The organism is Amaricoccus macauensis (assembly GCF_049800915.1).
GTDB lineage: Bacteria > Pseudomonadota > Alphaproteobacteria > Rhodobacterales > Rhodobacteraceae > Amaricoccus > Amaricoccus macauensis_A.
The window spans coordinates 116,501-141,518 of sequence record NZ_JBNAFY010000009.1 but is presented as its reverse complement, the minus strand read 5'-3'; the positions used below and the strand labels follow the sequence as shown (position 1 = coordinate 141,518).

At 61.0% G+C, this 25,018-nt stretch carries 24 protein-coding genes; 4 read left to right on the top strand and 20 right to left on the bottom strand.

The features are described from left to right. Nucleotides 1–29 precede the first annotated feature (29 nt). From ACP15W_RS19425 to ACP15W_RS19390, 8 genes are all read right to left on the bottom strand, one after another. Nucleotides 30–2,819, bottom strand: a complete 2,790-nt coding sequence (locus ACP15W_RS19425; RefSeq protein ID WP_424934601.1) for a methyl-accepting chemotaxis protein — start codon at nucleotides 2,817–2,819, stop codon at nucleotides 30–32. A gap of 75 nt (nucleotides 2,820–2,894) precedes the next feature. Then, nucleotides 2,895–4,061 carry an ABC transporter substrate-binding protein gene (locus ACP15W_RS19420; RefSeq protein WP_424934600.1) on the bottom strand — a complete coding sequence of 389 codons (1,167 nt, stop codon included), beginning with the start codon at nucleotides 4,059–4,061 and terminating at the stop codon, nucleotides 2,895–2,897. 118 nt (nucleotides 4,062–4,179) lie between these two features. Beyond that, a complete protein-coding gene (locus ACP15W_RS19415) occupies nucleotides 4,180–4,953 on the bottom strand; it encodes a LamB/YcsF family protein (protein ID WP_424934599.1) in 774 nt (257 codons plus the stop codon). 9 nt (nucleotides 4,954–4,962) lie between these two features. Then, entirely contained in the window at nucleotides 4,963–5,976 is a 1,014-nt protein-coding gene (locus tag ACP15W_RS19410; protein ID WP_424934598.1) for a biotin-dependent carboxyltransferase family protein, read from the bottom strand. Continuing rightward, nucleotides 5,976–6,722, bottom strand: a complete 747-nt coding sequence (locus ACP15W_RS19405; protein ID WP_424934597.1) for a 5-oxoprolinase subunit B family protein — start codon at nucleotides 6,720–6,722, stop codon at nucleotides 5,976–5,978. Before ACP15W_RS19405 ends, ACP15W_RS19410 begins: the two co-directional genes overlap by 1 nt. Beyond that, complete coding sequence (locus tag ACP15W_RS19400; RefSeq protein ID WP_424934596.1) at nucleotides 6,719–8,014, bottom strand: TRAP transporter large permease; 1,296 nt, start codon at nucleotides 8,012–8,014, stop codon at nucleotides 6,719–6,721. Before ACP15W_RS19400 ends, ACP15W_RS19405 begins: the two co-directional genes overlap by 4 nt. A 10-nt stretch (nucleotides 8,015–8,024) precedes the next feature. Continuing rightward, complete coding sequence (locus ACP15W_RS19395) at nucleotides 8,025–8,573, bottom strand: TRAP transporter small permease (RefSeq protein WP_424934595.1); 549 nt, start codon at nucleotides 8,571–8,573, stop codon at nucleotides 8,025–8,027. Nucleotides 8,574–8,632: 59 nt separating this feature from the next. Beyond that, entirely contained in the window at nucleotides 8,633–9,604 is a 972-nt protein-coding gene (locus ACP15W_RS19390; protein WP_424934594.1) for a TRAP transporter substrate-binding protein, read from the bottom strand. 234 nt (nucleotides 9,605–9,838) lie between these two features. On the opposite strand from ACP15W_RS19390, the gene ACP15W_RS19385 reads away from it, so the two are divergent. Then, nucleotides 9,839–10,360 carry a winged helix DNA-binding protein gene (locus ACP15W_RS19385; RefSeq protein ID WP_424934593.1) on the top strand — a complete coding sequence of 174 codons (522 nt, stop codon included), beginning with the start codon at nucleotides 9,839–9,841 and terminating at the stop codon, nucleotides 10,358–10,360. A 10-nt stretch (nucleotides 10,361–10,370) separates the two neighbouring features. Here ACP15W_RS19385 and ACP15W_RS19380 read toward each other — a convergent pair whose 3' ends face one another. Beyond that, on the bottom strand, nucleotides 10,371–12,425 hold the full coding sequence (locus tag ACP15W_RS19380) for an NAD(+) synthase (protein ID WP_424934592.1): 2,055 nt from the start codon (nucleotides 12,423–12,425) through the stop codon (nucleotides 10,371–10,373). Continuing rightward, the gene (locus tag ACP15W_RS19375) at nucleotides 12,422–12,928 is read right to left on the bottom strand and encodes a CinA family protein (protein WP_424934591.1); all 507 of its coding nucleotides are present in this window, start codon (nucleotides 12,926–12,928) and stop codon (nucleotides 12,422–12,424) included. The genes ACP15W_RS19380 and ACP15W_RS19375 overlap by 4 nt, the downstream gene beginning before the upstream one ends. 310 nt (nucleotides 12,929–13,238) lie before the next feature. Here ACP15W_RS19375 and ACP15W_RS19370 point away from each other — a divergent pair, with 310 nt between their 5' ends. Both ACP15W_RS19370 and ACP15W_RS19365 read left to right on the top strand, forming a co-directional pair. After that, nucleotides 13,239–14,063, top strand: coding sequence for a manganese catalase family protein (locus ACP15W_RS19370; protein WP_424934590.1), 825 nt, complete (start codon nucleotides 13,239–13,241; stop codon nucleotides 14,061–14,063). A gap of 43 nt (nucleotides 14,064–14,106) precedes the next feature. Beyond that, complete coding sequence (locus tag ACP15W_RS19365; protein WP_424934589.1) at nucleotides 14,107–14,547, top strand: DUF892 family protein; 441 nt, start codon at nucleotides 14,107–14,109, stop codon at nucleotides 14,545–14,547. 209 nt (nucleotides 14,548–14,756) lie between these two features. Here ACP15W_RS19365 and ACP15W_RS19360 read toward each other — a convergent pair whose 3' ends face one another. The 10 genes from ACP15W_RS19360 to ACP15W_RS19315 form a co-directional block, all read right to left on the bottom strand. Then, the gene (locus ACP15W_RS19360; RefSeq protein ID WP_424934588.1) at nucleotides 14,757–15,779 is read right to left on the bottom strand and encodes a YeiH family protein; all 1,023 of its coding nucleotides are present in this window, start codon (nucleotides 15,777–15,779) and stop codon (nucleotides 14,757–14,759) included. A 68-nt stretch (nucleotides 15,780–15,847) separates the two neighbouring features. Continuing rightward, the gene (locus ACP15W_RS19355; RefSeq protein ID WP_424934587.1) at nucleotides 15,848–17,029 is read right to left on the bottom strand and encodes a UxaA family hydrolase; all 1,182 of its coding nucleotides are present in this window, start codon (nucleotides 17,027–17,029) and stop codon (nucleotides 15,848–15,850) included. 5 nt (nucleotides 17,030–17,034) lie between these two features. Then, nucleotides 17,035–17,325, bottom strand: a complete 291-nt coding sequence (locus ACP15W_RS19350; RefSeq protein WP_424934586.1) for a UxaA family hydrolase — start codon at nucleotides 17,323–17,325, stop codon at nucleotides 17,035–17,037. Nucleotides 17,326–17,337: 12 nt separating this feature from the next. Next, on the bottom strand, nucleotides 17,338–18,324 hold the full coding sequence (locus ACP15W_RS19345) for a zinc-dependent alcohol dehydrogenase (protein ID WP_424934585.1): 987 nt from the start codon (nucleotides 18,322–18,324) through the stop codon (nucleotides 17,338–17,340). Next, nucleotides 18,321–19,088, bottom strand: coding sequence for an SDR family NAD(P)-dependent oxidoreductase (locus tag ACP15W_RS19340; protein WP_424934584.1), 768 nt, complete (start codon nucleotides 19,086–19,088; stop codon nucleotides 18,321–18,323). The genes ACP15W_RS19345 and ACP15W_RS19340 overlap by 4 nt, the downstream gene beginning before the upstream one ends. A gap of 4 nt (nucleotides 19,089–19,092) precedes the next feature. Continuing rightward, complete coding sequence (hisD, locus tag ACP15W_RS19335) at nucleotides 19,093–20,400, bottom strand: histidinol dehydrogenase (RefSeq protein ID WP_424934583.1); 1,308 nt, start codon at nucleotides 20,398–20,400, stop codon at nucleotides 19,093–19,095. Nucleotides 20,401–20,411: 11 nt separating this feature from the next. After that, entirely contained in the window at nucleotides 20,412–21,743 is a 1,332-nt protein-coding gene (locus ACP15W_RS19330; RefSeq protein ID WP_424934582.1) for a TRAP transporter large permease, read from the bottom strand. A gap of 11 nt (nucleotides 21,744–21,754) precedes the next feature. Beyond that, entirely contained in the window at nucleotides 21,755–22,261 is a 507-nt protein-coding gene (locus ACP15W_RS19325; RefSeq protein ID WP_424934581.1) for a TRAP transporter small permease, read from the bottom strand. Nucleotides 22,262–22,370: 109 nt separating this feature from the next. Then, nucleotides 22,371–23,522 (bottom strand): TRAP transporter substrate-binding protein, encoded by a 1,152-nt coding sequence (locus tag ACP15W_RS19320; protein WP_424934580.1) that lies wholly within the window; start codon nucleotides 23,520–23,522, stop codon nucleotides 22,371–22,373. A 25-nt stretch (nucleotides 23,523–23,547) separates the two neighbouring features. Next, a complete protein-coding gene (locus ACP15W_RS19315; RefSeq protein WP_424934579.1) occupies nucleotides 23,548–23,751 on the bottom strand; it encodes a hypothetical protein in 204 nt (67 codons plus the stop codon). Nucleotides 23,752–23,838: 87 nt separating this feature from the next. Here ACP15W_RS19315 and ACP15W_RS19310 point away from each other — a divergent pair, with 87 nt between their 5' ends. After that, nucleotides 23,839–24,933 (top strand): LacI family DNA-binding transcriptional regulator, encoded by a 1,095-nt coding sequence (locus tag ACP15W_RS19310; RefSeq protein WP_424934578.1) that lies wholly within the window; start codon nucleotides 23,839–23,841, stop codon nucleotides 24,931–24,933. The last annotated feature ends 85 nt before the right edge of the window (nucleotides 24,934–25,018 follow it).

Here is a 25,018-nt window from a genome sequence, read left to right as displayed (position 1 = left end):
AACCTGACGGAAAGGGCGTATGGTCAATATTAACTGCTACCGAACCTCGCGACTGGGACGCCGTAATCGTTTAGGGACGTGACTTTTGTTTCGCTCACATCGATCTTGAAGCGTCCGACAACTTCAGAAAGCGTGGATGCTTCCTGAGTCAGGACACTGCTAGCGGCGCTTGATTCTTCGAACATCGCGGCATTCTGTTGTGTTGTCTGGTCAAGCTGCATGACGGCTGTGTTGATTTCCATGATGCCTGCAGACTGTTCCTGCGATCCCTGTGCAATATCACTCATGAAAGTCGACATGTCTTCAACTGAACCGGCTATCTGATCAAGGGCAGCGCCGGCGCGGTCAACAAGGCCGACCCCCCGTTCGATCTGGCCGTTCGTCTCCGTGATGAGCTCGTTGATTTCCCGCGCCGCGTCTGAGGAACGCTGCGCCAATGCTCGGACCTCCGAGGCCACTACCGCGAAACCCCGCCCGGCCTCACCGGCGTTCGCGGCCTCAACCCCAGCGTTCAGGGCGAGAAGGTTCGTCTGGAAGGCAATGTCCTCGATCACGTCGATGATGGAGGCGATCCGTTTCGAGGAACTGTCGATTTCCCCCATGGCGCCCACGGCATCACTCATGATCTCTCGGCCTTCGCTTGCGCGCGTGCGAGTCGTCTTCACGGAGGTATTGGCCTGCCCCACATTGTCGGCCGCGGAGCGGACCGTGGAGGTGAGCCCGTCGAGCGCCGCTGCGGTTTCCTCCAGCGTTGCAGCCGAAGTCTCGGTTCGGTGGGCGAGATCGTTTGCCGCGGCGGCAATTTCTCGCGCGTTGTCGTCAATCGTCATGGAGCTCTTCCGGATGGTGCGGATCAGTTCAGCAAGTGTGCCGATCGCCTCGTTGAAGTCGAGGCGGAGCTGGTCATAGCTCTCTTCAAAAGACGTCTCTATCCTGGCGCTCAGATTCCCTGAGGCAAGCTGCCTCAGCCCTTGGGCAAGTGTCTCGACGACCTTCGCCTGTTCGGCTGATGCTGCCTGACGCTCGGCATCGGCCGCTGCGCGCAGTTCTTCGCGGCGTGCCGCTTCAGCCTTCTCCAGCTCGCGCTTCTCACGGGCCTGTCGCTGTTCCAGTTCCACCATGCGGCGGCGCTCTTCTTCCTCCCGCTCCCGCGCAAGTTTCTCGTCGCGGCGCGTTTTTTCCTGCATGGCGATCTCGCGTGCCTTTTCTTCCTCCTGCAGTTTGATGCGCTCGATCATCCCATCCCGGAAAACCCGGAGTGCGTTTGCCATCCGCGCGATTTCGCCCGAGGTCTTCTCGAAGCCCACGACAGGATCGAGGTTTCCGCCCGCGAGGCGTTCAGTGGTTTCGGTGATCCGCCGGAGCGGCGAGACAACCGATTTCCAGACGAAGACAGGCACGATGATCAGCGGAGCCAGCGCGACAACGCCAATACCGGCGATGATCAGGCCGGCACCTTCAACTCGTCCGCTGAGGTCGGTTGCGGTCGCGCTGATCTGCTCGACCGCAGACTTACCCGAGCGCTCTGCCTCTTTGGCAATGGTCCGGACACTGTCGGCGGCCTGTCTCGCGGCATCAGCCGCGTCGTTGCGAGCGGTGAGCATCGAGAGTCGCGTGGCGGCCATTCCGGTCTGGGGATCGGCCACGGCGATGATCTGGCTCAGAAGCTCCATGATCTCCGGCGCTTCGCCCTCGGCGCGTCGAGACAGGTCTGATGCCGCCGTTATCAGTGCGCCCTGCAGGAAAGTGACGTTGTCGATTGTTGGCGCTAGGGCTGCTTGGAGCGCGGCAATGACAACGGCGTTCGCCGCGGTGCCCAGCGAATCCAGTTCGCGCATCCGGGTGACCTCGCCCTCTATCAAATCGGTTATCGCGGCCTCGGTTCCGTCCGAAACCTCCTCGCTACGCATGATGAGGTCGAAGACTTGGTCGTCGATCGCGCTCACGGCCGCATTGTCAGCTTCCTGCCGAAGGGAGAGCAACTCGCCCGGGTTGCGTCGAACGATTGCCCCGTCTCTGGTGGCGGAGAGGATCTCCTCGACGGTGGTCGCCAACTCGGCAGTGCCATCCCGTCCCGCGAGGTCGGGGACTAGAGCCTCCAGTTTTGTAGTAGCCGAGGTGATGAGGTCCCGCAGGATGGGCCGCATGTCCGGATCGCGGCTTTCCGCCATCGCGAGGCTGATGCTTGTCAGCAAGTTGATCTCCGCCCGGGTCTGCAGCACTGCCTGCAATGCGGAAAAGTCACCTTCGACAAGTTGGGCGAAGGCGGAGTTGACGGAATTTACGGTATCTTCGCCGCCAAGAACCATCTCGAAATAGGCTGAGTCCGTGCCTTCGATGAAGGTAGACGCAGCTTCGGCACTTAACGCTTCAAGATTTGCTATGTAAGCTTCGATACGCTCGAGACTCTCGAACTCGCTGCGTCTTGCAGCGATCAGACCCCCAAGCCGCTCACTCGCATCCCCGAGGAGCGGTGCGAGCGTTTCGCGAGAGACCGACGGCCGATTCTCTATGATGTCAGCCGTCTTCTGAACGGAAGTGGCGATCTTTTCCTCGGTTGTATCAAGGGCACCAGGATCGTTTGCAATCAGGATTTCCGCGAGCGCGTCGCGCAACTCGTCGGCGGACACGAGAAGCGCCGTGCTCTGGCGGCTTTCGGGCACGCGATTCTCGACGAAATTTTGGAGGTTTCCGCCGATCGACTGGAAGACGATGTAGGCGACGGCGACGGCTGCTGCGGTCGTCGCTGCCAAGGTGCCGATGGCCAGGGAAAGACGGGCCGTCAGACCGCCGAAGAGAGTACGCTTTGCGACTTGCATGTCGGGCTGCCTCGCGGGGATGGGCATCACCCGCACGATTGCATTACGGCTCCGCGCGGGGCATTCGGTATCGGATTAGCCGCCAAGGCTGGAGCCAGGCTCGACGACCTCGAAGGTTCCGTCGGCGTTGATCCGGGTGAGGAAGACACTGTCGGATCCCTGATTGTCGCCCGGGCCATAGGTGAGCGTCAGACCTCCAAGATCCAGCGTACCGAGGCTGCCGAGAGCCTCGAGATAGCTTTCGCGGGTCAGGTCGTTTCCAGCGGATTTCAGAGCCTCGATCGCGACGCGGCCCACGATATAGCCTTCGAGCGAAACGAAGCCCGGTCTGGCGTCCGACGCCTGCTCGACGAGTGCGGCCTGGTACTCCGCAATGATCGGCAAGCTGGTGTCCCATGGGAAGGGTACGACCTGGCTGATGATGACGCCTTCGCCATCAGGTCCGAGTTCGGAGGCGAGCGCATCGGAGCCTACGAAGGAAATGTTCACGAAGGTGGGCTCGAACTTGAGTTTTCTCGAAAGGCGGATGAATTCGGCGACGGGCTTGTAGGCGCCGACCATGACGACCGCCTCTGGCTCTGCTTTGCGAATGTCGATCAGGGCGGATTTCACGGCCGTGGTGTTGCGCGTGTAGCTACCTTGGGCAACGAGGCTCATGCCCCGGCGATCCAGCGCGGCTGTCACGCCATCGAGGCCAACGCGGCCGAACCCGTCATCCTGATAGAGTAGCGCGACCTTCTTCATGCCGAGGTCGTCGACGAGATGCGCGATCCAGGCTTCAGTTTCGTCGGCATAGGTAGCGCGGATGTTCACGACATTCGTGAGAGCGGCGTCGCGCAGAAAACCCGCGCCCGTGAAGGGGCCAATATAGGCAAATCCGGCTTCGGTGGCAATCGGCTGGGTGGCTAGGGCGGTGGGGGTTCCGACTGAACCGATGAAGCCAATATGATCATCTCCTTCGATAACCTCACGCACAAGGTTCACGGATTTTTCGGGTTCGTAGCCGTCATCGAATGACTGGAGCGACAGCCGGCGTCCGGACACGCCGCCGGCCTTGTTGGCCTCGTTGAACGCGGCAAGTACGCCAAGTTCCATGCCGGTCCCCAGTGCCGCGGCGGGGCCGTCGAGAGCGGCGACTTGGGCGAAGCTGACTTCATCTGCTGTAATGCCTTGCTCAGCGAAAAGGGGAGAGGCTGCAGTGACCATGCTGGCCGCGAAGACCGAGCGAACAAACTTATGCATAGGGTTACTCCGGCTACAGACTGCCGGATAGTTGCTCACGAACACTGAATGAAAGGTGTACGCAGCTTATTGGGATTGAGTATGAATACCCCACCGCGAGAAGAATGGGGTGTGAATGTCAACCGTGTGCGCCGGCAAACCGTGCCAGAATGACACCGCTCTCGCGAAGGGCATCGCGAACGCCTGCGGCGATACGGACGGCGGTGGGCGTGTCCCCGTGCAGACAAATGGTGTCGATCCGGGTCTCGATGCGTTTGCCGCTCTCGGTTAGGATCACCCCTTCGCGAACCATCTCTGCCATGCGCCTGCCTGCACGGTCCGGGTCATGGATCACGGCTCCAGGCAGGGTGCGGTCGACCAATGTCGCATCGTCATTATAGGCCCGGTCCGCAAAGATCTCGCAGGCAATCTGGCAACCGATGGCTTCGGCAGCGCGTTGCTGCGCCGTGCCTCCTAGCACCATGATGATGATGTCGGGTGCTACCGAAAGTGCGGCTTCGTAGCAGGCTCTCGCCATCGCTTCGTCCTCGGATGCCATGTTGGCAAGCGCCCCATGGAGCTTCAGGTGCCGAACCTCGCCGCCCGCGGCGCGAGCCATGCCTTGCGCGGCTCCGACCTGATAGCGGATGAGGTTCTGTAGCGAGGGCAGGGGTAGCTTCATGCGCTGACGACCGAAGCCGTGCAGGTCGGGGAAGCCGGGATGTGCGCCAATTCCCACACCTCTCTCCACCGCTGCCTCCATCGTTTTAGCCATGACGTCCCAGTCGCCGGCGTGGAACCCGCAGGCCACGTTGGCGGAGGTAACGATGTCCAGGAGGGCTGCATCATCGCCCATTGTCCAGGCGCCGTAGCTTTCGCCCATGTCGGCATTCAGATCTACGGATCGTGTCATGTTTCCTCCTCAGTCTTCTTCGTCTCCGGCAACGACGCCGCTGATCAACTGGTAGGACAGAAGATCGTGCATCCGGCGCGGATCGCGGATCAGCGGGCCGCACTGGCGGTGAAGATCGGCACGCCGGTGGGCCTCTTCCCGTTCAAGTGCTATTGCATTCGCAAGGTCTACCCAGCAAAGGCGCAACTCCGCTTCGGCGGGCGCCTGGGCCATGCGCGTCAGGTCGCAGGGCAGGATCGTACCGATACGGGGATAGCCGCCTGTCGTCTGGCATTCCGCCATCAAGACAAAGGGTGTGCCGTCGCCCGTGATCTGGATATCGCCTGGCACAATAATTTCGGAAACAACGTTGCGCCCGCCTTCGATGTGAAACCCGCCACCTTCCGGTTCCAAAGCCACTCCCATGCGGTTGGCCCGGCGCCCGCGGCGCAGGGGTACGGATTGCAGGCGGTCAAGTTCGGCGGGGGAAAAGAGGTGGGTCTGGAAACTGGCGACAATGCGGATCGTACCGCCTTCGAACCGATTCTCGGGCTCCAGCAAGAGGTTGGTTTCCCGGCCTCCATCCTTGCCGACTTTCAGCGTGTCCCCGGCCTGGAGAGCCCGGCCGATCCCGGCGGCAAGATGGGCTGATTGCGCACCAAGGCAGGGCTGGGTCGCAAGGCCGCCGCCAACATGGAGATAGCCATAGCAGCCCTTTTCGACAGGACCAATGGAGAGCCGCGAGCCGGCGGGAAGCAGGTGCGCCGCGTGCCAGGCCAGGCTGCTGCCGTCGAGCGTGGTACGCATGGGGGCGCCGGTCAGGGCAATGCGGATATCCTCGCTTGCCTCGAACTCGCCGCCCATGCCCGCCATTTCAATGACTGGCAGTGCGGGAGATTGCCCGAGAAGTGCCGCGCCTTCTGCGAGAGCGAGAGTGTCTGCCGCCCCGCCACGCGACAGTCCGACATCAAGATAGCCACGACGGCCCTCGTCCTGAAGTGTGACGCTTGGACCTGCGCGGTGGATCCTAAGGGTCGCACTCATCAAATCGGCTCGCATTCTGCACCGCCGTGCGGATCGGCCTGCATCGCGGTAAGGGTTTCGGGCTTGGTCGGCACGAATTGCACCTCATCACCAGGACGCAGGAGGAAGGGTTCCTCCGTTTCAGGTCGGAAGAGCCGAATAGCGGTCTGACCAACGTGTTGCCAACCGGTTGGGGTGGAGACGGAAAAGAGTACGAACTGCCGGATCGCGACGCAAAGCGCGCCCACGGGGATCGAAGCGGTCAGCGCGCTCTGGCGGGGAATGTCCCACACTTCGGGCAATTCACCCAGATAGGGCTGGCCGGGTGCGAAGCCGATGGTCTGGACCCGCACGCGGGCATCGGCAAGCAACTGAATGGCTTCCTCCTCGGTAATGCCGGCGGCCTTGGCGGCCTCACCCAGTTGAGGTGCGAGTTCGGTGCCGAAGACCGTGGGGATGCGCCAGTAGCGGCGCCCCTGAGGCAGATCGGCTGCATACCAGTCGCGGCTCCCGAGCAGATCCCGCACCTGTGCCTCGATCGCGTCATGCGTAAGATACAGAGGATCGAAGCGGAGGTAGGCCGAGATAAGGGAGGAAGAGGTCTCTTCGACCCCGTCCCAGCCTGCGCCTTCGAGAGCGGCGCGAAAGGCCAGTGCCGCACGGTTGGCCGGTTCGCTCAGGCGGTCGGCGAAGGTGATCAGCAGGCCGTCGATACCGGCGGTGCGGATCGTCGGGAATTGATCGGGATTGGGGGAAGGCACGGTCACATCCGCTCCGGCAGATAAGTCACGATGGCGGGGAAGATCACGATGGTGACAAGTGCCACGATCATAAGGAAGAAAAAGGGCAGGGCGGCACGGGCGACGGTCAGGATGTCACGGCCCGTAAGCGACTGCAGGACGAAGAGGTTGAAGCCCACCGGAGGTGTGATCTGGCTCATCTCGACGACGATCACGAGGAAGATGCCAAACCAGAGGGGGTCGATGCCCGCCTGCAGGACCATCGGCATGATGACGGAAGCCGTGAGCACGACCACTGAAATGCCGTCGAGAAAGCAGCCCATGATGACGAAGAACACGGTCAGTGCGGCGAGCAGGGTGAAGGTCGAGAGCTCCAGTAATCCGATCCATTCCGCCAGGATGCGCGGAATACCGGTGAAGCCCATGGCGACGGTGAGGAAGGATGCACCCGCGAGGATGAAGGCGATCATGCAGGAGGTGACCGTGGCCCCCATCAGGCCCGCGACAAAGGTTTCGCGGGTGAGCGTGCCGGAACTCCAGGAAAGTATCAGGGCCAGAACGGCACCGACCGCGGCGGCGTCCGTGGGCGAGGCAATCCCGGCATAGATCGAGCCGATGACGCCTCCGATCAGCAGGACGACAGGCAGGAGCCTGCGCGAGCGGCGGAGCTTATCGCGGAAGCTGGCTGAGATATCCTCCATCGGGAGTGTGTCACGGTGCATGAGGGCCCAGATGACGACATAACCCACGAAGAGTGTGACCAGCAGCACGCCGGGCAATACGCCCGCGATGAACAGCCGCGCGATGGATTGCTCGGTCGCGACACCATAGACGATGAGGATGATCGACGGCGGGATCAGAAGCCCGAGCGTTGCCGACCCGGCAAGTGTGCCGATTACCAGCCGCTCCGGGTAGCCGCGCCGTGACAGCTCGGGGATCGACAGCTTGCCGATGGTTGCCGCGGTGGCCGCAGAGGAGCCGGACACGGCGGCGAAGATCCCGCAGGCGAAGACGTTGACGTGCAGCAGTTGTCCCGGCAGTCGGTTCATCCACGGCGACAGGCCGGTGAACATGTCCTCGGACAGCCGCGATCGGAACAGGATTTCGCCCATCCAGATGAAGAGGGGCAGGGCGGCGAGCGCCCAGGAATTGGAGTGTCCCCACATGGTCGTTGCCATGACGAGGCCGAGCGGGGCGTCGGAGAAGAGCGCCATGGCGGCAATGCCGACGCCCAGCAGGGAAAAGGCAACCCAGAGCCCGGCCCCGAGGAAGGCAAAGAGCAGGACCAGCAGGATGATCGAAAGCGCGGCTACAGACATTGACGGGTTCCTACTCGCTCAACAGGCTCTCGCCCTTGCCTTCCCAGGAGGCCGGTCGGCCACGCAGGAGGCCGATCAGTTCGTCGGCAAGGGCAAGGGACAGAATGACGAGGCCCAGGGCCACGGGAAGTTGGGGTAGCCACAGCGGAACCGAAACCATCCCGGAACTGCGATCGCCGAACTCGACGGACTCGTAGACCAGCAGGATCACGTACCACGTTGCGAAGGCGCTCATCGCGAGCGCAATGCCCACGACGATGAGTTCCACCATGCGCTGTGCACGGGAGGGCAGGCGCCCAATCACGAGCGTGACGCGGATATGCCCACCTGCCCGCAGGGTGTAGGCAAGTGCAAGAAAAGTCGATGCCGCGAGGAAGAAGCCTGTGAAATCGGCATAGGACGGGATGGTCAGGCCGATGCCGCCTCCTGTTAGGGCGACTGCGATCTTATCGGCAAGGTTCAGGCAAACCTGCGCAAAGACCAGCGCGACGATGGCGAGGATGAAAAACGCCGCGAGTGCGCCTGCCGCCTGGTAGATGAAATCAAGTATGCGCCGCATGTCTGTTTCCCGTCAGGAATGATCAGCCGGGCGCGAGATGCACGCCCGGCGGCTCAGATCTATTGCTGGTAGGCGCTCAGCAAGGCTTCGCCCGCATCGCCGGCCTCGCCGCTCCAGTTCTCGAGCATCTCGGCGCCGATCTCCTGCAGACCGATCATCAGTTCTTCGGATGGTTCAACAACGGTAATGCCGTTCTCCGCCAGCACGGCCGTCTGCGCTTCGGTTTCGGCCCGGCTCATCTCCCAGCCCCGGGTCTCGGCTGCGGCAGCGGCTTCCAGCACGGCGGTCTGCGTTTCCTCGTCAAGCCGGCGGAAGGACCGTTTGTTCACGACAACGATGTTCTTCGGAATCCAGGCCTGGATGTCGGTGTAATGGCTCAGGAAATCCCACGCCTTGGAGTTCACTCCGGTCGAGGGGGAGGTGATCATCGCCTCGACCCGTCCAGTGCTGAAGGCCTGGGGAATGTCCGGCACCTCGACCTGCGTTGGTGCGGCGCCTGCAAGGTTGGCAAATTCCTCGAGCGTGGCGTTGTAGGTCCGGAATTTTAGACCCGCGAGATCGTCGACCGAGTTGATCTCCTTCGTGGTGTAGAGCCCTTGTGGCGGCCAAGGCACGGCGTAAAGCACCATCATGCCCTGTTCGTCCAGTAGGCCGGAGATGACATCCTTCTGCGCGGCCCAGAGGCGGTCGGCCTCGTCGTAGTTCGTGGCGAGAAACGGCAGGCTGTCCGCGCCGAAGGCTGGATTGTCATTGGCCAGGAGAGACAGGAAGAACTCCCCTGCCGGGACCTGCCCGCTGCGCACCGCCTTGCTGATCTCGGGGTGTTTGAAGAGCGACCCGGCAGAATGCACCTTGATCTCCAGTTCGCCGTCGGTGGCCTCCGCGACATCCGCAGCGAACTCATTGATGTTGACGGTGTGAAAGGTCGCATCTGGGTAGGGTGTCGGCATGTCCCATGTCTCGGCATGGACCTGCATGGCCAACCCGGCGAAAGCGACGACAGCGCCGACCAGAACCTGTGGTATTGTCATTCCTGCGCACTCCCCAGCAAAGGTTAATGTCGCAACATTGACACTACGTCGATAAAATGTCAACGTTTTACCACTTTGGAATCAACGTTTGCTCGATCCGTGCCGAGGTTGAAAGAGTAACTGCAGTTCGCTCAACAGATATTTCTGCCCGAACAGAGGCACTTGCGACGTAGATAAATCATCGGCATAACGCAGACAAAACATCGGTAAATTCGGCCCTCAGGAGGAGCGCCAATGACGAAAGCTGACGCGACCAGTCGCCGTATCGTTTCGTCCCGACATCTCGCGGATGGTGAAGGATGGGAGTTGTCCGAGCTCGAGTTCGGCATGATCATCGCGTACAATGCCTTCTCGCGCTGGATGACCCGCTGCATGACCGCTGCTGGGCAGCCGGATCTCAGCCCGCTGGAAATCCTCATCGTGCACAACGTCAATCATCGTGCCCGTGACAAGCGCCTTTCCGATATCTGCTTCCTGCTCAACATCGAAGACACTCATACGGTCAACTACGCGTTGCGCAAGCTGCTGAAGGCGGGGCTACTGGAAGCCGAGAAACGGGGGAAGGAAGTGTTCTATCGCACCTCCCCGGACGGGCTGGCTCTTTGTCAGGCCTACCGCGATGTGCGGCGCCAGTGCCTGCTGGAGGGGTTGTCAGGGACCGATCTTGCCGGTCCCGAACTGCGTGAGATTGCGCGGACGTTGCGCGCGCTCTCGGGCCACTACGATCAGGCCAGCCGGGCGGCCGCTTCCCTCTGAACTCGCACCGTTATTCTTTCGGCACCGATCGCTCGAGATCCTCGAGCCATACGGCGGCGCTTGAATCCGAAGGAGCACGCCAGTCTCCGCGTGGGGAAAGCGCACCGCCCGCGGAAACCTTCGGCCCGTTCGGCATGGCTGAGCGTTTGAACTGGCTGAAGGCAAAAAACCGCCGCAGAAAGACTTCGAGCCACTTGCGAATGGTCGCGAGATCGTAGTCATGCCGCGCGGTGGCGGGGAAATCGATAGGCCATGACCCTCGCTCAATGTCGTGCCAGGCATGCCAGGCCAGGAAGGCGACCTTTCCAGGGGCCGCCCCGGTGCGCAGAATATGGTAGAGGAAGAAGTCGTGCAGCTCGTAAGGGCCGATCTTGGCCTCGGTGCTCTGCATTTCCTCGCCTTCGCCAGCGGGCACAAGTTCGGGCGATATCTCAGTCGAGAGGATTGCTTCCAGCACGGCATCGGTTTCGGGATCGAACTGGTCCGTTCGCGTCGTCCAGCGAATCAGATACTGTATGAGGGTTTTCGGCACGCCGGCGTTGACGGCGTAGTGGCTCATCTGGTCGCCGACCCCGTAGGTGCACCATCCGAGCGCAAGTTCCGAGAGGTCGCCTGTGCCGACGACGAAACCCCGCCGCTGGTTGGCCAATCGAAAGAGATAGTCTGTCCGAAGTCCGGCCTGCACATTCTCGAAGGCGATGTCGTAGACCGGCTCGCCCTCCGCGAAGGGGTGGTTCATGTCAGACAGCATCTGGCGGGCGGCCGGGCGGATGTCGATTTCCTCAGCCCGGATGCCGAGCGCTTTCATCAGATTCCAGGCATTGCTCTTGGTGGTTTCGCCGGTGGCGAAGCCGGGCATTGTGAAGCCGAGGATGGTGTCACGTGGCAGGCCCAGCCGGTCGCAGACCTTTGCGGCGACGATGAGAGCGTGGGTGGAGTCGAGCCCGCCTGACACGCCGATCACCATGTGGCCGCCTCCCGTGGCCTCGAAGCGCCGCCGAAGACCCTCGACCTGGATGTTGAAGGCCTCGTAGCAATCCTGGTCAAGATGGGATCGGCGGTTCGGGACATAGGGGAAGCGCCGGATCGACCTGATGAGGCCGATGTCGGCAAAGCTTGGCTGGTAATCGAAGGCGATCTGCCGGAACACCTTGTCGACGCTTTCCGCGGCATCGTTAAAGGTTCCGGTCGCCATGCGTTCATTGAGGATGCGGGCGGTGTCCACATCTGCGATGTTCAGGCGCGGATCGAGCGAGAAGCGATCCGCTTCGGCCAGCAGGTCCCCGATCTCGTAAATCGCGCCCTGTCCGTCCCAAGCAAGATCGGTGGTGCTCTCGCCGGGGCCCGCTGCGGAGTAGAGGTAGGCGGCCAAGGCTCGGGAGGACTGTGCCCGGCAGAGCATGTGGCGTTCGTCCGCCTTGCCTATGGTGATATTCGAGGCCGAAAGGTTGGCGAGGATCACCGCCCCCGACATTGCCGCGGCCGACGAGGGTGGTACTGGGGCCCAGAAATCCTCGCAGATCTCGACATGGAAGGTGAAGCCTGGCAGATCGCGGGCGGAAAAAATGAGGTCCGATCCGAAGGGGGCTGCGTGCCCTCCCACTGAAAGGGTTTGCCCCGTGACGTTGCGACCATGGGCGAACCAGCGCTTCTCGTAGTATTCGCGGTAATTTGGGAGATAGGACTTCGGCACAATGCCCAGAATCTTGCCTCGCGTAATGACTACGGCGCAATTGTAGAGCCGTCCTCGTGACCGCAATGGCGCGCCTGCCAGCAGAACCGGCGAAAGATCCCGGCTGGAATCGACAAGCTCCAAGATGGCGCGTTCGACCGCATCAAGGAGTGCACCTTGCATGTGCAGATCGTCGATCGCGTAAGAAGACAGGCACAGCTCGGGGAAGACCAGGAGGTCGACCTTCTGCGCGTCCGCCTTGCGCGCCTCGGTCAGGACGGCAGCGAGATTGAACGGGACGTCCGCGGGTCGCACATGGGGCGTACTCGTGGCGACGCGCACGAAGCCGTGCTGATGCATGGCGTAGAAGGCGTCGCTGGCGCTCGTGGTCATTCGAACATCTCCTCGATCATTTCGATGGCCGTCCGAACGCAGGCAATACGTATCGGACCGCGGCCCCTTGCACCGTAGTGCTCTTCTCGGTGCTGCGTCTTTCGTCCGTGTCGCACGCAGGCAATGTGGACTAGCCCCTCTTCGCCGCAGTCGCCAGCCGGTCCGGCAAATCCGGTGATCCCCACGGCAATGTCGGCCCGGGAGGCTGTCAGGGCTCCCTCCGCCATGGCCCTCGCTACGGCTGAAGAGACCGCGCCTTCTGCTTCGATCAGGCCCGGCGGGACCCCGAGAATATCCGTCTTCGCCGCGTTGGTGTAAACCACGAAACCGCGTTCGAAGGCGTGCGAGGATCCCTCGACGTCGGTTAGGAGCGAGGCGATCAGGCCGCCCGTACAGCTTTCCGCGGTGGCAAGTTTAAGCTCGTGTCTGCAGGCACCTTCGAGCACGCGGTGCACGGCTCTGTCCAGATCATCGGGGAGCTGTGTAGACAAGGTCTCTGTCATCGTCGGGTCTTTTCATCATCGTGGGGCTTTCGCATTTCATACTTCGAGAAACTTGCATCGCACGCATTCGTTCCAATGCCGGTGGGGAAATCCGGTTCTCTTTTCGGTTGATCGCCCTCTACTTGCCCGGCGGTTTCAGCCTCACATCCGAATGCCGAGCCGGCCCAAGGCAAGCGGCCGGCCAGGCTTTGGAAAATTATCGATCGGCGGGAACAGAGCGCACGGCATTGTGAGCAATCTTCCTTTCCATGCGGTCGGAACAAGTGAGGTGAAGAGGTGTTTACCCAATTGCCAAGCGATTGGAGGTACAATGTTTCATCATTCAAGCAAGCTACAATACGAAGTCCGTGTCGATCGTCCGGATCCGCAGTTTGCCAAATTTCTTCAGCAGGCAATCGGCGGTGTCGAGGGCGAGATCCGCGTTGCAATGCAGTATTTCTTCCAGGCAATGGGCGCACGCGGCGATGACAAATATCGCGACATGCTCATGATGACGGCTACTGAGGAGCTCTCGCATATCGAGTTTCTCGGGCATGCCGTGGCGCTTAACCTCGAAGGCGCTCCGCTGATTGTTCAGGAGGAGGCCGCCAAGGATCCGGTTGTGAACGCGATTATGGGCGGGGCAAATCCGCGCCATATCCTTTCTTCGGGCCTGTCGGCCATGCCGGTCAATTCCAACGGCGTTCCGTTCGACATGAGCCACGTCTATGCCACGGGCAATATCGCCGCGGACATGATGGCCAATGTCACCGCGGAGAGTGGCGGACGCGTTCTGGCCTCACGGCTCTACAACATGACCGATGATGCGGGCATGAAGGACATGTTGTCCTTCCTGATTGCGCGCGACACCATGCACCAACAGCAGTGGCTGGCGGTGATCGAAGAATTGGGCGGCTGGGAGTCGGCCCTGCCGGTTCCGAATGCAACGCCCGAAGCGCATGAGGCGACAGAGCATTCCTACTACTTCCTGAACACCTCGCTTGACGAGCCGACCCCGGAGGGCCGCTGGACGTCCGGTCCGTCGCTGGACGGTCGGGGCGAATTCAGCAAGCGCGAGAACCCGGCCCCGCTCGGGCAGAAGCCGAGCCTGGGCAAGGCGCGCCCGCATTCCGCAACACAGGCGGCGCAGCAATAGCTGCGCGCCCCTGCGCATCACGAATAAACTTGGGAGAGAAAACATGCCTACGACAGTCGGTACCGAGAGCAATCCTCAAGATCTGGTTCGGAACCTTCTTCAACTCGAGCACGATGCGATTGCAGCCTATGACAGCACGATCGAACGGCTCGACAATGCGGCATATCGTGAAAAAGTCGCCGAGTTTCGGCGAGATCACGAGGCTCATGTGCAGGAACTTGGCCGGATCCCCAACACGCTCGGGGCTCCGGCCCCGCGGGAGGGTGACATGAAGCAGTTGCTGACTACGGGCAAGGTGGCTCTGGCAGACCTTGCTGGGGATGAAGCCATGCTCAAGGCAATGAAAACCAACGAGGATGATACCGTGAAGGCCTATGAACAGGCGTTGTCCAATTCGGTGACGGATGCCGCTTTGCGACCCGTCCTTGAAAAGGGTCTTTCGGATGAGCGGCACCACCGGACCTGGATGGAGACCGTGAGCTGATCCGGCAACTTTCGAGTCTTCTGGGAGTCGGCGCGGTCTTCGCGCCGGCTTTTTTTTGGACGCTGTCGGCATACCGAATGGTGTATCGATCACTCGAACAGAACCGATCCGGCACGAAAACCATCTTGGCAAAGGCAACTGAGACGGCGGCCAATCACCCGACCGAGGAAGTCGGAGCACTGCTTCCAATCATTGTATGAGCGAGGCAGTCAGGAACCGCCAACCCATCCACCCCAAATCACGATGGCCGTCGCGGCAAAGAGCAGGACAAGTGTCTCGATTACGATGATTCCCACATGACCACCCCCGACTTCGGCCATGGCCTTCAATGTGGTTTTCATTCCAAGTGCTGCGATTGCGGTGACCAGTATCCAGCGTGAGAGATCCGTGATTGCGCTCTCGACAGTATCCGGGATCAGGCCAAGGGAGTTGATGACAACCAGAATTGCGAATGCGACGACAAACGCTGGAATTGTCGGTCGCGCCCCGGTTCCCGGCGTGGAACGCAGGCAGAGGATTGCGATCAGTAGCACCACTGGAAGAAGGCTGACCCGCAGCAGCTTGACGATGGTGGCGACCTCGCCGGCCTCGTCGGAGATCGAATATCCGGCACCCACGACCTGCGCTACATCGTGAATGGTTGCTCCGATCAGGAAACCTGACTGGAAATCGTTGAGGCCGAGTCCCAAAAATAGGATTGGATAACTGATCATCGCGATGGTCGAGAGGGTGGTGACCCCCACGACAGTGAAGAGGGTATTGCGTTCGAGCTTGTCGTTCGTTGGTATGACGGCGGCGAGCGCGAGCGCCGCAGATGCGCCGCAGATTGCGACCGAACCGCCTGTGAGCAGTGCGAAGCGCCAGCCGCGCCCGAACAGCCGTGCCGCAAGAAAGCCGGTCCCGATGGTCAGGGCGATAAGGCTGATCACTATAAGCACCGTGCCGAGGCCCAATGCGGTTATGTCGGTAAAGGTGACCCGGACGCCCAAAAGCGCGACTCCGATACGCAGCATCGTGCGGCTGGAGAAGGCTATTCCCTGAACGCATGGCCCTTCTACTGACATGAATTGAAATGCCATGCCGATCAGGAGCGCAAAAAGCATTGTCGGTGCGCCGTAGTGCTCGGAGAGGAATGTGGCCGCAGCGGCGATGGTCAAGGCTAGGAACACGCCGGGCGCCAATTCGCGTCCGGTCTGCATTATGGCGCTACGCTCGATTGGAAGTGTCTTCATGCGGCATTCCATCTGGATCGGGTTGGTTCCGGGGCGGAGGGGGGGAGGAAACCGCCCCGGAATCTGGATCACGCGCTCCGGTAGAGCTTGGTCATCGAGAATTCACGATGCCCAAGGGCTTCCGCTGCGGTGACCCGGCCGTTCGCCGTGCGTTCGATGGTATCGATCAGGGCGTCGCCGGCCTGGTCGATGGTCATCTCGCGTGTAAGCACGCCCGTGACGTCCACGTCGATATGCTCCGACATCGTGCGGAGGGTACGGGGATTGCCCGAGATCTTGATGACCGGTACGATCGGGTTGCCGACCACGTTGCCCTGACCCGTCGGGAATGTGTGGATCACGTATCCGGCTGCCGCCATGAGAGTCACGCATTCCGCTGCCGCAGAGGAAGTGTCCATGAAGTAGAGGCCAGGCCCCTTGGTCGGTGCTTCGGCAGGACCCATCGCATCGATGTAGGTGCATTCGCGGCCGATTTTCTCGAGATTGCCGAGTGCCTTTTCCTCAATAGTCGTGAGGCCGCCGAGGATGTTGCCCTTGGTGGGCTGGCTGTCGGAAAGATCGTCGGTCTGATGCGCGAAGATCACGTCATCCGAGTAGGCCTGCCAGATCTTCTTAAATTTCTCGGCCGCTTCCGGGGTCGCTGCACGTTTCTCGCAGATGTGCTCCGCACCGGTGATTTCCGACGTTTCGCCAAAGCAGCCGTAGAGCCCGTGTGGGATCAGCTTGTCATACATGTTGCCGACGGTCGGGCAGGAGGAGAGCCCGGTGGTCGTGTCGCTCTCCCCGCATTTGGTCGAAACCCAGAGGTCTGTGAGCAGGCAGGGTTCCTTCTGCAGTTCCGTTGCCCAATGCACGTATTCCTTGGCCTTCCAGCTGGCCTGCCGGATAGTCTCGAAATCGCCCTTCTGTTCAATCGAGAAACCGGTCACCGGCTTGCCGGTTTCCGCGATACCGTCGACGATCACCTTGGTCCATTCTGGCTCGATGCCGATCACGACCACGGCAGCCACATTGGGGTTGGCGCCTGTGCCAATGATCGTGCGGAAATGCAGGTCGAGATCCTCACCGAACTGCAGCCGGCCATAAGCATGCGGGATTGCGAGCGTACCCTTGACGTTGTTGGCCACCGCTTCGCAGGCGGCATTGGAAATGTCGTCGACCGGCAGGATGAGCACGTGGTTGCGGACACCCACGCGGCCGTTCTCCCGGCGCCAGGCGTTGACGGTTCTGTTGGTGAAATCGAGTGCCATGCTGCTTACCACCGCTTCGTTTTGCAATTGTGGGTGTGTACGTGTCCGCCGACTTCCGCGTCGCCGACCATCTTTCCGATGTCTTCGCCGTATTTCATGACCGTGTCGCCGGACCTGAGCGGCTTAAGGGCGACCTTGTGGCCGATCGGAATGTCGGCCTTTGCAGTTAGGCGGAAATCGCTGTTGTCGTGGGTCACGACACAAAGCATGTCCGTCCCAGCCTTCAGGTCTTCGACGACGACGACGCCGACATTGTCCTCATGGTCATGGACAAGTAGTTGCGGGTGTTGAGCCATGAACTGGTCCTTTCAGGGTTGAAGCATGATTTTCGGTGCGGCCGCGCGCCCGGCCCGAATGTCTGCAAAGGCGCGCGCGCCTTCTGACAGGGGCCGGATTTCTGCCCAGTCGAGTGCACCGAGCTTTCCTTCGAAGATGGCCTGGGCCGTCTCGATGAAATCCGAACGCGTATAAGTGTAGGTGCCGACGAAGGTGATTTCCTGCAGGGTAAACCGGCGGACATCGAGCCCGCCCTCGGAGGAGCCCAGACCGATATGCACGATCACGCCCCCGGGGCGCACCGTTCGGCTTGCAGCCGCGCGGGTGACCTCGAAGCCGACACCATCGACAATGAGATCGGCGCTTTCCGGCCCGGTCTCTGCCGGATCGAAGACACGGAAATTTCCGGTGCGGGCAACGATGGCACGCCGCACCGGGTTGGGCTCGGCAAGCCAGATCTCGCGCGCTCCTTTTGCCGCCAGCACAAGAGCTGCTCCAAGTCCGATGGCACCTCCGCCGAGCACGAGACAGCGCGCATCTTCGAGCGGACGATCGAGGATCGCACTTCCCTTCCTTACCGCGTGCCAGCCACATGCAATGGGCTCAGCAAGCGCGGCCTTTGCGGTCGAGAAGCCTTCGGGCAGGCGAACGAGATTGCCAGTCGGCATTGCTAGGCGCTGAGCGAATGCACCTTCGCGGGGCGGCATCGATATGATCTGGCGGTGCGCGCAGAGATTCTCGCGCCCGGCAAGGCAGTCCTCGCAGGTGCCGCAGGTAACGAGTGGATTTACAGTCACCCGGCTCCCCGAGTCCGGACCGGCGATGATACGTCCAGACGCTTCGTGACCAAGGATCAGGGGTGCCGGGCGCCGTTCGTCATGACCGGCCCAAGCATGCATGTCGGAGCCGCAAATGCCCACGTGCTCGACTTCGATCAGGATCTCTTCCGCACCGGGAGAGGGATCGGGAGCGTCACGGAAATCGACAGTCTCCGGCGCCGTATAGACAAGTGCTTTCATTTCGCGGTGAACCCCCCATCGACATAGAGGATCTGGCCCGTCACGTAGTCGGAGGCCCGCGAGCAGAGGAAGAGGGCAGGGCCGATGAGGTCATCGAGCGCTCCGTTGCGCCCGATGCAGGTTTGTGCGGCATTCGCCGCCGCCGTCTCCGGATTGCCGAAGACCGGCCCGGTCAGTTCAGTCGGGAAGAAGCCGGGCGCGAGGGCGTTCGACAGGATACCGTGACGCGACCAAGCCTCAGCCATGGCGCGGGTGAGTTGGCCAATGCCGCCCTTGGAAGCACCGTAGGCAATACCCGCCGGGAAGGCGCGCTCGGTCTGAAGGGAGGCAAAATTGACTATCCGCCCCCAGCCTTTTTCCCGCATTCCCGGAACCAGGGCCTGCGCCAGGAAGAACGGCGTCGAAAGGTTGAGATCGATGGTCCGCTTCCACCCGTCGGCGGTCACCTCATCGGCGGGCTGGCGCAAATTGACGCCGGCCCCATTGAAGAGAATGTCGGGTGCGCCGAACACGGCCGAGACGCGCTTTGCCACATCCGCCATGGTGTCCGGATCGGAAAGATCGGCAGCGAGTGCTGCCGTATTCCCGGTTGCTTCACCCTCCGCGACCTCGTTCCGCCATGCGTTGAGTGCATCCTCCCGTCGGGCCAGCCCGACGACATTCACACCTGCTTGCGCAAGGGCGGTGGCGATGGCCCGGCCAAGCCCCGAGCTTGCGCCCGTGACGCAGGCGGTCCTGCCCGCTACGCTGAAACGGTCCTGCATCGGACTATTCCGTCGCCGTGAGTTCGAACGACTGATCGGGAAAATACTTCTTCAACCGGACGTCGGCCGTTCGCGCGTGGCCTTCCATGCCCTCGAGCCTCGAAATGCGAGCCGTGGCTTCTGCTACCGGCTTTGCTCCGTCCCGTGTGGCGCGCTGCCAGGTTACGAGCTTCATGTATTTATGGACAGACAGCCCGCCAGTGTAGCGCGCAGCGCCCGAGGTGGGAAGCACATGGTTCGGGCCCGAAGACTTGTCGCCAAAGGCAACAGTCGTCTCTTCGCCGAGGAAGAGCGAGCCATAGCACTGAAGTCGCCCGAGAAACCAGTCGAGGTCCGCGGCCTGAACGTGAAGATGCTCCGGCGCATAGCTGTCGGCTACCTGCGCGAGCTCCTCGCGATTGCTAACAACCATGACTTCCGCCATGTCCTTCCAGGCGGCAGCCGCATTCTGGGCGTTGAGTTCGGGCAGCTGGTTTATGAACCCCGGAACGAGTTCCATGACCTTCTCGGCAAGCGGCCGGTGCGTGGTGGCGAGCCATACCGGCGAGTTGTAGCCATGCTCGGCCTGACCCACGAGATCCCAGGCGACGATTTCCGGATCGGCGGTCTCATCGGCAAGAATGAGGCTATCGGTGGGACCTGCAAACATGTCGATACCGACACGGCCGAACAGAATGCGCTTTGCCTCGGCCACGAACTGGTTGCCGGGACCGACCAGGATATCGGCCTTCGGCAATCCGAAAAGCCCGAAAGCCATGGCTGCAACACCCTGCACACCGCCGAGTGCCAAGATGGAATCCGCGCCGCAGATATCGGCAGTATAGATGATGGCCGGTGAGATACCGACGCCTGGGCGGGGCGGCGAGCAGGCCGTGATGTGGCCACAGCCCGCGACCTTTGCCGTCGTCACGGTCATCAATGCCGAGGCGATGTGGCTGTAGCGGCCACCGGGGGCATAGCATCCGGCCGCCTGGCAGGGGATGGCTTTTTGGCCCGCGATCAGACCCGGCACGACTTCGATTTCGGTGTCGCGGATCGTTTCCTTCTGGGCTTCGGCGAAGCGACGGACGTTATCCCAGGCAAAGCGGATGTCATCCTTGAGCTTCATCGGGACCTTGGCGGCCGCAGCGTCGATCTCGTCGCGGGTCAGAACGACGTTGCCGTCATACTTGTCGAACTTGGCGGCGTATTTCCGAGCTGCTTCGTCGCCGCCTGCCTCAATCTCGTCGAGAATGGCTTGCACGGTTGCGCGCACATCGCTCGCGTCGTCGGTGGATTTGCGGTCGGCTCTCTTGAGATACTCAATGGTCATGGGAAAAGCCCTCACTTGTAGACATCGGGGAGGAAGGTGGTGGAGATCGCTGGCATGTAGGCAATCATGAGAACCACCAGTAGCATCAGGATCACGAAGGGTACGGCGCGGCTGGCGATTCTCAGGATCGACTCACCTGTCAGGCCGGACACGACGAAGAGGTTGAGCCCCAGCGGCGGAGTGATGAAGCCGACGCCAAGTGCGGTGATCATCATGATGCAGAACTGGATCTCGTTCATGCCGATATTGTCGGCAAGCGGCTTCAGAAGCGGGGCGAGGATGACGATGTTCGGCGTCGTTTCCATCACACAGCCCGCGGCAATCAGAATGCCGATCATCAGCAGGATCAGAAGCTCGGGACTGTCAGTAATCGAGGTGATCGCCTGCACGAACCCCTGCGGCACCCCGAGCGCGGCCATGGCCTGAGAAAGGGGGAGCGACATGGCGACGATGGGAAGGATCACGCCATTCACTTTCGCGGAGGAGACCATCATGGCCGGGAAATCGGAGAGTTTCAGCGTCCCCAGGATGAAGCCGAGGATGACGGTGACGATCACGGCTGTGGCTCCGGCCTCGGTGGGTGTGAGCCGTCCCGAGAAGATGCCCCAGAAGATTACGCCGGGCACGATGAAGGCATACCAGCCACGCGCCAGAGCCCGGCCGATATTGCTCAGCCATTCGCTCAGGCTCAATGCGTTGCCGCTCTCGTATGCGTAACGACGGTTGACGATGATATTCGTGATCAGGATCGACAACAGGATCAGAACACCGGGGATCAGTGCAGCCTGGAAGAGCGTCGATGCGGATATGCCAAGTACGAGCCCGATCACGATATAGGCAATCGATGGCGGGATCAGGATGCCGGTGCAGGCGCCGGAGGCAACGAGGGCACAGGCGTAGGGTCGAGGATAGCCGGATTCCACCAAGCGATCGATCGTCATGCGCCCGACTGCCGCCGCCCCTGCAGCGTCCGACCCCGAGATTGCCGAGAACATCCCGCAGACAAGCACCGTGGCCGATCCGAATCCGCCGCGCGTCCAGCAGGTCAACGCCTCCGCCACGTCGAGGAACTTCCGACTGAGGCCGCTGCGCACCAGGACATCGCCGGTAAGGATGAAGAGCGGCACGGCTGTCAGCGCGAATGCGTCGATACCGTCGAAGAGCGATTCCCCGAAAAGGGATAGTGGCAGGACCTGGGAGACGAGCAGCATGGTCACCGCGCTGGCGGCAATCGCGGCCCAGATCGGCACGGCAAGGACGAGAAGTGCAAGGAAAAGCAGGACGGGTCCGTAGAAATCCCAGCCGATCGACACGGCTTCCTGCGACATTTGGTTCCAGAGCATGTCGGGTCTCCTTAATCGAACAGGCGTTCGCCTTCGTAAGGGTCACGGCCGGCGCGGAAATCGGCGACATCCCTTACGAGAGACTGGACAAGTCGAATGATCATGAGGCCGAAGCCGATCGGCACGGCGAGCAGGAACCACACCATCGAGACGCGCAATCCGTGGCTCACGGAGCCGAATTTGGCTGAAACGGCCACGGTTTCCGCTGACCAGAATACTGCCAGGATGGCGATGGCCATCATGAGCAGATCACCGAAGATGAAGAGCATGGCCTTCACCCGGGCTGGGACGTGGTGCAGCAGGATATCGATCCGAATATGGGCACGTTCATGAACGGCCGCAGCAGCCCCGATCCAGACCAGATATATGAAGGCATAGCGGACGACTTCCTCACCCCAGATCGAGGAATAGGCGAAGAGCTCCCGCCGGAGCACTTCAATCGCCATCGTGGCAACCAGCATGGTGTAGAACACCAAGAGCGCCCAGCGTTCAGCATTTTCGTCAAGGGTCTTGAGCACACGTTTCTCCTTCCCGACAGGACAAGTTGTCCCGTCGCGGCCACTCCGGACAGGAATCCGGAGGGGGTTTTCGATGTGGTGTCAGATAGTTAAGCTGTCGCGATGCGCATCAAGCGTCGTGCACGTATGCCCGACCCTGGGTACCTGCGGCTTCGACCAGCTTCTGGAATGCGTCCATGGAACCAGCAAGTTCGACCTTGAAGCCGTCCCATTCGCTCCGCTGATAACCGCCGGCTTCCTTCCACTGGGCAAGCTCGTCCTCGGTCGGGAAGTAGAATTCCACGCCCGCCTTCATCATTTCCGCAATGGCATAGTTGCGCGCAGCCGGGATCTTCGCGCGATTTTGCCCCGCGGTAATCTCCGATGCGAATTCGATGGCTTCCTGAAGGTCCGGAGGTAAAGCGTTGAACCACTCGAGGTTGCAGGAGTAGACCTGCCCGTCGGGTACCGCCTGCGTAAAGCTAACGGAGCCCAGAACGTCCTGGAAACCGAAGATGTGCAATCCCCCCAGCGAAGGGTCGAGCGCGTCCGCAACGCCCTGCTTGATGGCCGAAGGCGTTTCGCCCCAGGCAATCGGTGTCGGATTGGCGCCGATCATGCGGTAGTATTGCTGCAGCATTTCCGAACCCGGAACGCGGAACTTGAGCCCTTTGATGTCCTCGGGCGTCTTGATTGGGCCGGGTGTTCCTTTCCGGACGGCCACAGTCCGCGGATCGATGAGAGCGTAGTAGAGAACCTTGAAACCGCGTTCCTCGATCTTGGAATGAACGGTATTTCTCCAGTGATCCGAGTAGACCAGGTTGATGTAACGCTGGTTGGATCCGCAGAGGTAGGGCAGGTTTGTAAGATCCACGACTGGCGCAAAGGGTGCGAAGTTCGACAGCGAATGCTGTGCGGCTTGAATGGTGCCGGACTGAACTTTCTGCGCCAACGCGCTGCCCGTACCCAACTGACCGCCCATGGCCAGCTTGACATAGACCTTGCCCCGCGTCGCGTTCTGAATATTTTCCTTCATGTCGAGTTGCATGATCGGATAGCTGCGATCGGCTATTGGCGGATAGGCCGTTGCGACATTCATCACGTAGTCTGCGGCCCTCTCCCGCTCGCTTTCCTCGCGGGCGGTCTGAGCCGCTGCTTCCGACGACCAGAGGGTTCCGGCGGCTCCTGCAATGACAGCAGCCGTGAAGCTGCCTGTTCCGGCGAGTTTGAGGAAGTTGCGTCTCTCTTCCGAGGCGATCTCGGTATCTTTCCTGTCAGTCATTGGACTTCCCTGTGATGTTTTCTGGTTATTGGCTTTGTTTGCCGCAAGCGGCTTCGCGGTCCAGAACACCGACCACGAACAGGATGACCGAAGCGAAGAGCGTCAGCATCTCGGAGACGTCTCCGAAGAAGCGATAGGTCCCGAAGGCCCCGGCAAGAACGTTTATCAGGAAGATACCAAACAAGATCAGCGCGCCCGAAAGCGGCAGGCGTCCAGCGCCATTTTTCATTTTTTCCTCCCAAGTCGCAGCGATTCGAATCGCCTTATTTTCAATGAGTGTAAGCGCGTACATTAGAGCTTGCAAGCGCTTACATTTATGGATGTGCTTTTCCGTTCTGCGAGGCCATATTCAATGATATGTTTTATCAACAGCATCAGGAGGTTCGGGATGCACGGTGGATTGAAACCGACGCTAAGCGATGTCGCGAAGCATGCTCGCGTCTCCACGGCAACCGTATCACGCTGTCTTAACATGCCGGATCAGGTTCGCGAGGAGACCCGGGCGCGAGTGGAGGCAGCGGTTGCCGAACTTGGATACACGCCGCACTTCGGCGGCCGAGCCCTTGCGTCGAACCGCACCAACACGATTGGGGCCGTGATCCCGACAATGGACAACGCCATTTTCGCGCGGGGGGTTCAAGTGTTGGAAGAAGAACTCTCGGTTCGCGACATCACGCTCCTTATCGCGACCTCGGACTATGACGTCGACCGGGAAAAATCCAAAATTCGAGCCCTACTCGGGCGTGGCGTCGACGGATTGATCCTCGTGGGAGAATCTCGCCCCCCTGAGGTCTATGATCTGCTGAATGCAAATGGCGTGCCCTTCGTGCTTGTGTGGACCTACAGCGGGCGGTGTCCGTATCCCTGCGTGGGTTTCGACAATCGCCGCGCGGCATATGCCATGGCCCGACATGTACTTTCTCTAGAACATCGCGAGGTTGCTATGATTTCCGGCCTTACCGTCTGGAATGATCGGGCGAGCCAGCGTGTCCAGGGTGTTCGCAAGGCCCTGGAAGAACATGGTCTCGCACTTCCGCCCGAGCGCCTTGTGCAGGCCGGCTACACGCTCGAATCCGCAGCCGAAGCTGCCGAAGACCTTGTTGATCTTCCGACGCGTCCCACGGCGATTATCTGCGGCAATGACGTTCAGGCTGCAGGCGCACTGAAAGGGCTCCGCAGAAGTGGGCTCCGAGTGCCTGAAGATGTGTCGGTTACGGGATTTGATGATATCGAACTCGCCCATGCGGTAACCCCTGCACTGACGACGGTACATGTCCCGCACCGGCGCATGGGTGTGGCGGCGGCGGATCTTCTTCATCGAATGATCGGTGGTGCCCTCCCAGGGGAAGGCATTGTCTTCGAGACAAAAATCGTTGAAAGGGAATCGCTGGCGCGCGTTTCAGATGAATGACGGTCAGACCCAGGCGACAAGATCCGTGCGCCAACGCAAGGCCCAGTCTCCGCTCGCTTGATTGGGTGAAGTTCGAGGGTTGCTC

Excerpts from the sequence above, each read along its gene's own strand:
- ACP15W_RS19425 (WP_424934601.1), bottom strand. The coding sequence starts at position 2,819 with ATGCAAGTCGCAAAGCGTACTCTCTTCGGCGGTCTGACGGCCCGTCTT.
- ACP15W_RS19420 (WP_424934600.1), bottom strand. The coding sequence starts at position 4,061 with ATGCATAAGTTTGTTCGCTCGGTCTTCGCGGCCAGCATGGTCACTGCA.
- ACP15W_RS19415 (WP_424934599.1), bottom strand. The coding sequence starts at position 4,953 with ATGACACGATCCGTAGATCTGAATGCCGACATGGGCGAAAGCTACGGC.
- ACP15W_RS19410 (WP_424934598.1), bottom strand. The coding sequence starts at position 5,976 with ATGAGTGCGACCCTTAGGATCCACCGCGCAGGTCCAAGCGTCACACTT.
- ACP15W_RS19400 (WP_424934596.1), bottom strand. The coding sequence starts at position 8,014 with ATGTCTGTAGCCGCGCTTTCGATCATCCTGCTGGTCCTGCTCTTTGCC.
- ACP15W_RS19395 (WP_424934595.1), bottom strand. The coding sequence starts at position 8,573 with ATGCGGCGCATACTTGATTTCATCTACCAGGCGGCAGGCGCACTCGCG.
- ACP15W_RS19390 (WP_424934594.1), bottom strand. The coding sequence starts at position 9,604 with ATGACAATACCACAGGTTCTGGTCGGCGCTGTCGTCGCTTTCGCCGGG.
- ACP15W_RS19385 (WP_424934593.1), top strand. The coding sequence starts at position 9,839 with ATGACGAAAGCTGACGCGACCAGTCGCCGTATCGTTTCGTCCCGACAT.
- ACP15W_RS19380 (WP_424934592.1), bottom strand. The coding sequence starts at position 12,425 with ATGACCACGAGCGCCAGCGACGCCTTCTACGCCATGCATCAGCACGGC.
- ACP15W_RS19375 (WP_424934591.1), bottom strand. The coding sequence starts at position 12,928 with ATGACAGAGACCTTGTCTACACAGCTCCCCGATGATCTGGACAGAGCC.
- ACP15W_RS19370 (WP_424934590.1), top strand. The coding sequence starts at position 13,239 with ATGTTTCATCATTCAAGCAAGCTACAATACGAAGTCCGTGTCGATCGT.
- ACP15W_RS19365 (WP_424934589.1), top strand. The coding sequence starts at position 14,107 with ATGCCTACGACAGTCGGTACCGAGAGCAATCCTCAAGATCTGGTTCGG.
- ACP15W_RS19360 (WP_424934588.1), bottom strand. The coding sequence starts at position 15,779 with ATGAAGACACTTCCAATCGAGCGTAGCGCCATAATGCAGACCGGACGC.
- ACP15W_RS19355 (WP_424934587.1), bottom strand. The coding sequence starts at position 17,029 with ATGGCACTCGATTTCACCAACAGAACCGTCAACGCCTGGCGCCGGGAG.
- ACP15W_RS19350 (WP_424934586.1), bottom strand. The coding sequence starts at position 17,325 with ATGGCTCAACACCCGCAACTACTTGTCCATGACCATGAGGACAATGTC.
- ACP15W_RS19345 (WP_424934585.1), bottom strand. The coding sequence starts at position 18,324 with ATGAAAGCACTTGTCTATACGGCGCCGGAGACTGTCGATTTCCGTGAC.
- ACP15W_RS19340 (WP_424934584.1), bottom strand. The coding sequence starts at position 19,088 with ATGCAGGACCGTTTCAGCGTAGCGGGCAGGACCGCCTGCGTCACGGGC.
- hisD (WP_424934583.1), bottom strand. The coding sequence starts at position 20,400 with ATGACCATTGAGTATCTCAAGAGAGCCGACCGCAAATCCACCGACGAC.
- ACP15W_RS19330 (WP_424934582.1), bottom strand. The coding sequence starts at position 21,743 with ATGCTCTGGAACCAAATGTCGCAGGAAGCCGTGTCGATCGGCTGGGAT.
- ACP15W_RS19320 (WP_424934580.1), bottom strand. The coding sequence starts at position 23,522 with ATGACTGACAGGAAAGATACCGAGATCGCCTCGGAAGAGAGACGCAAC.
- ACP15W_RS19315 (WP_424934579.1), bottom strand. The coding sequence starts at position 23,751 with ATGAAAAATGGCGCTGGACGCCTGCCGCTTTCGGGCGCGCTGATCTTG.
- ACP15W_RS19310 (WP_424934578.1), top strand. The coding sequence starts at position 23,839 with ATGGATGTGCTTTTCCGTTCTGCGAGGCCATATTCAATGATATGTTTT.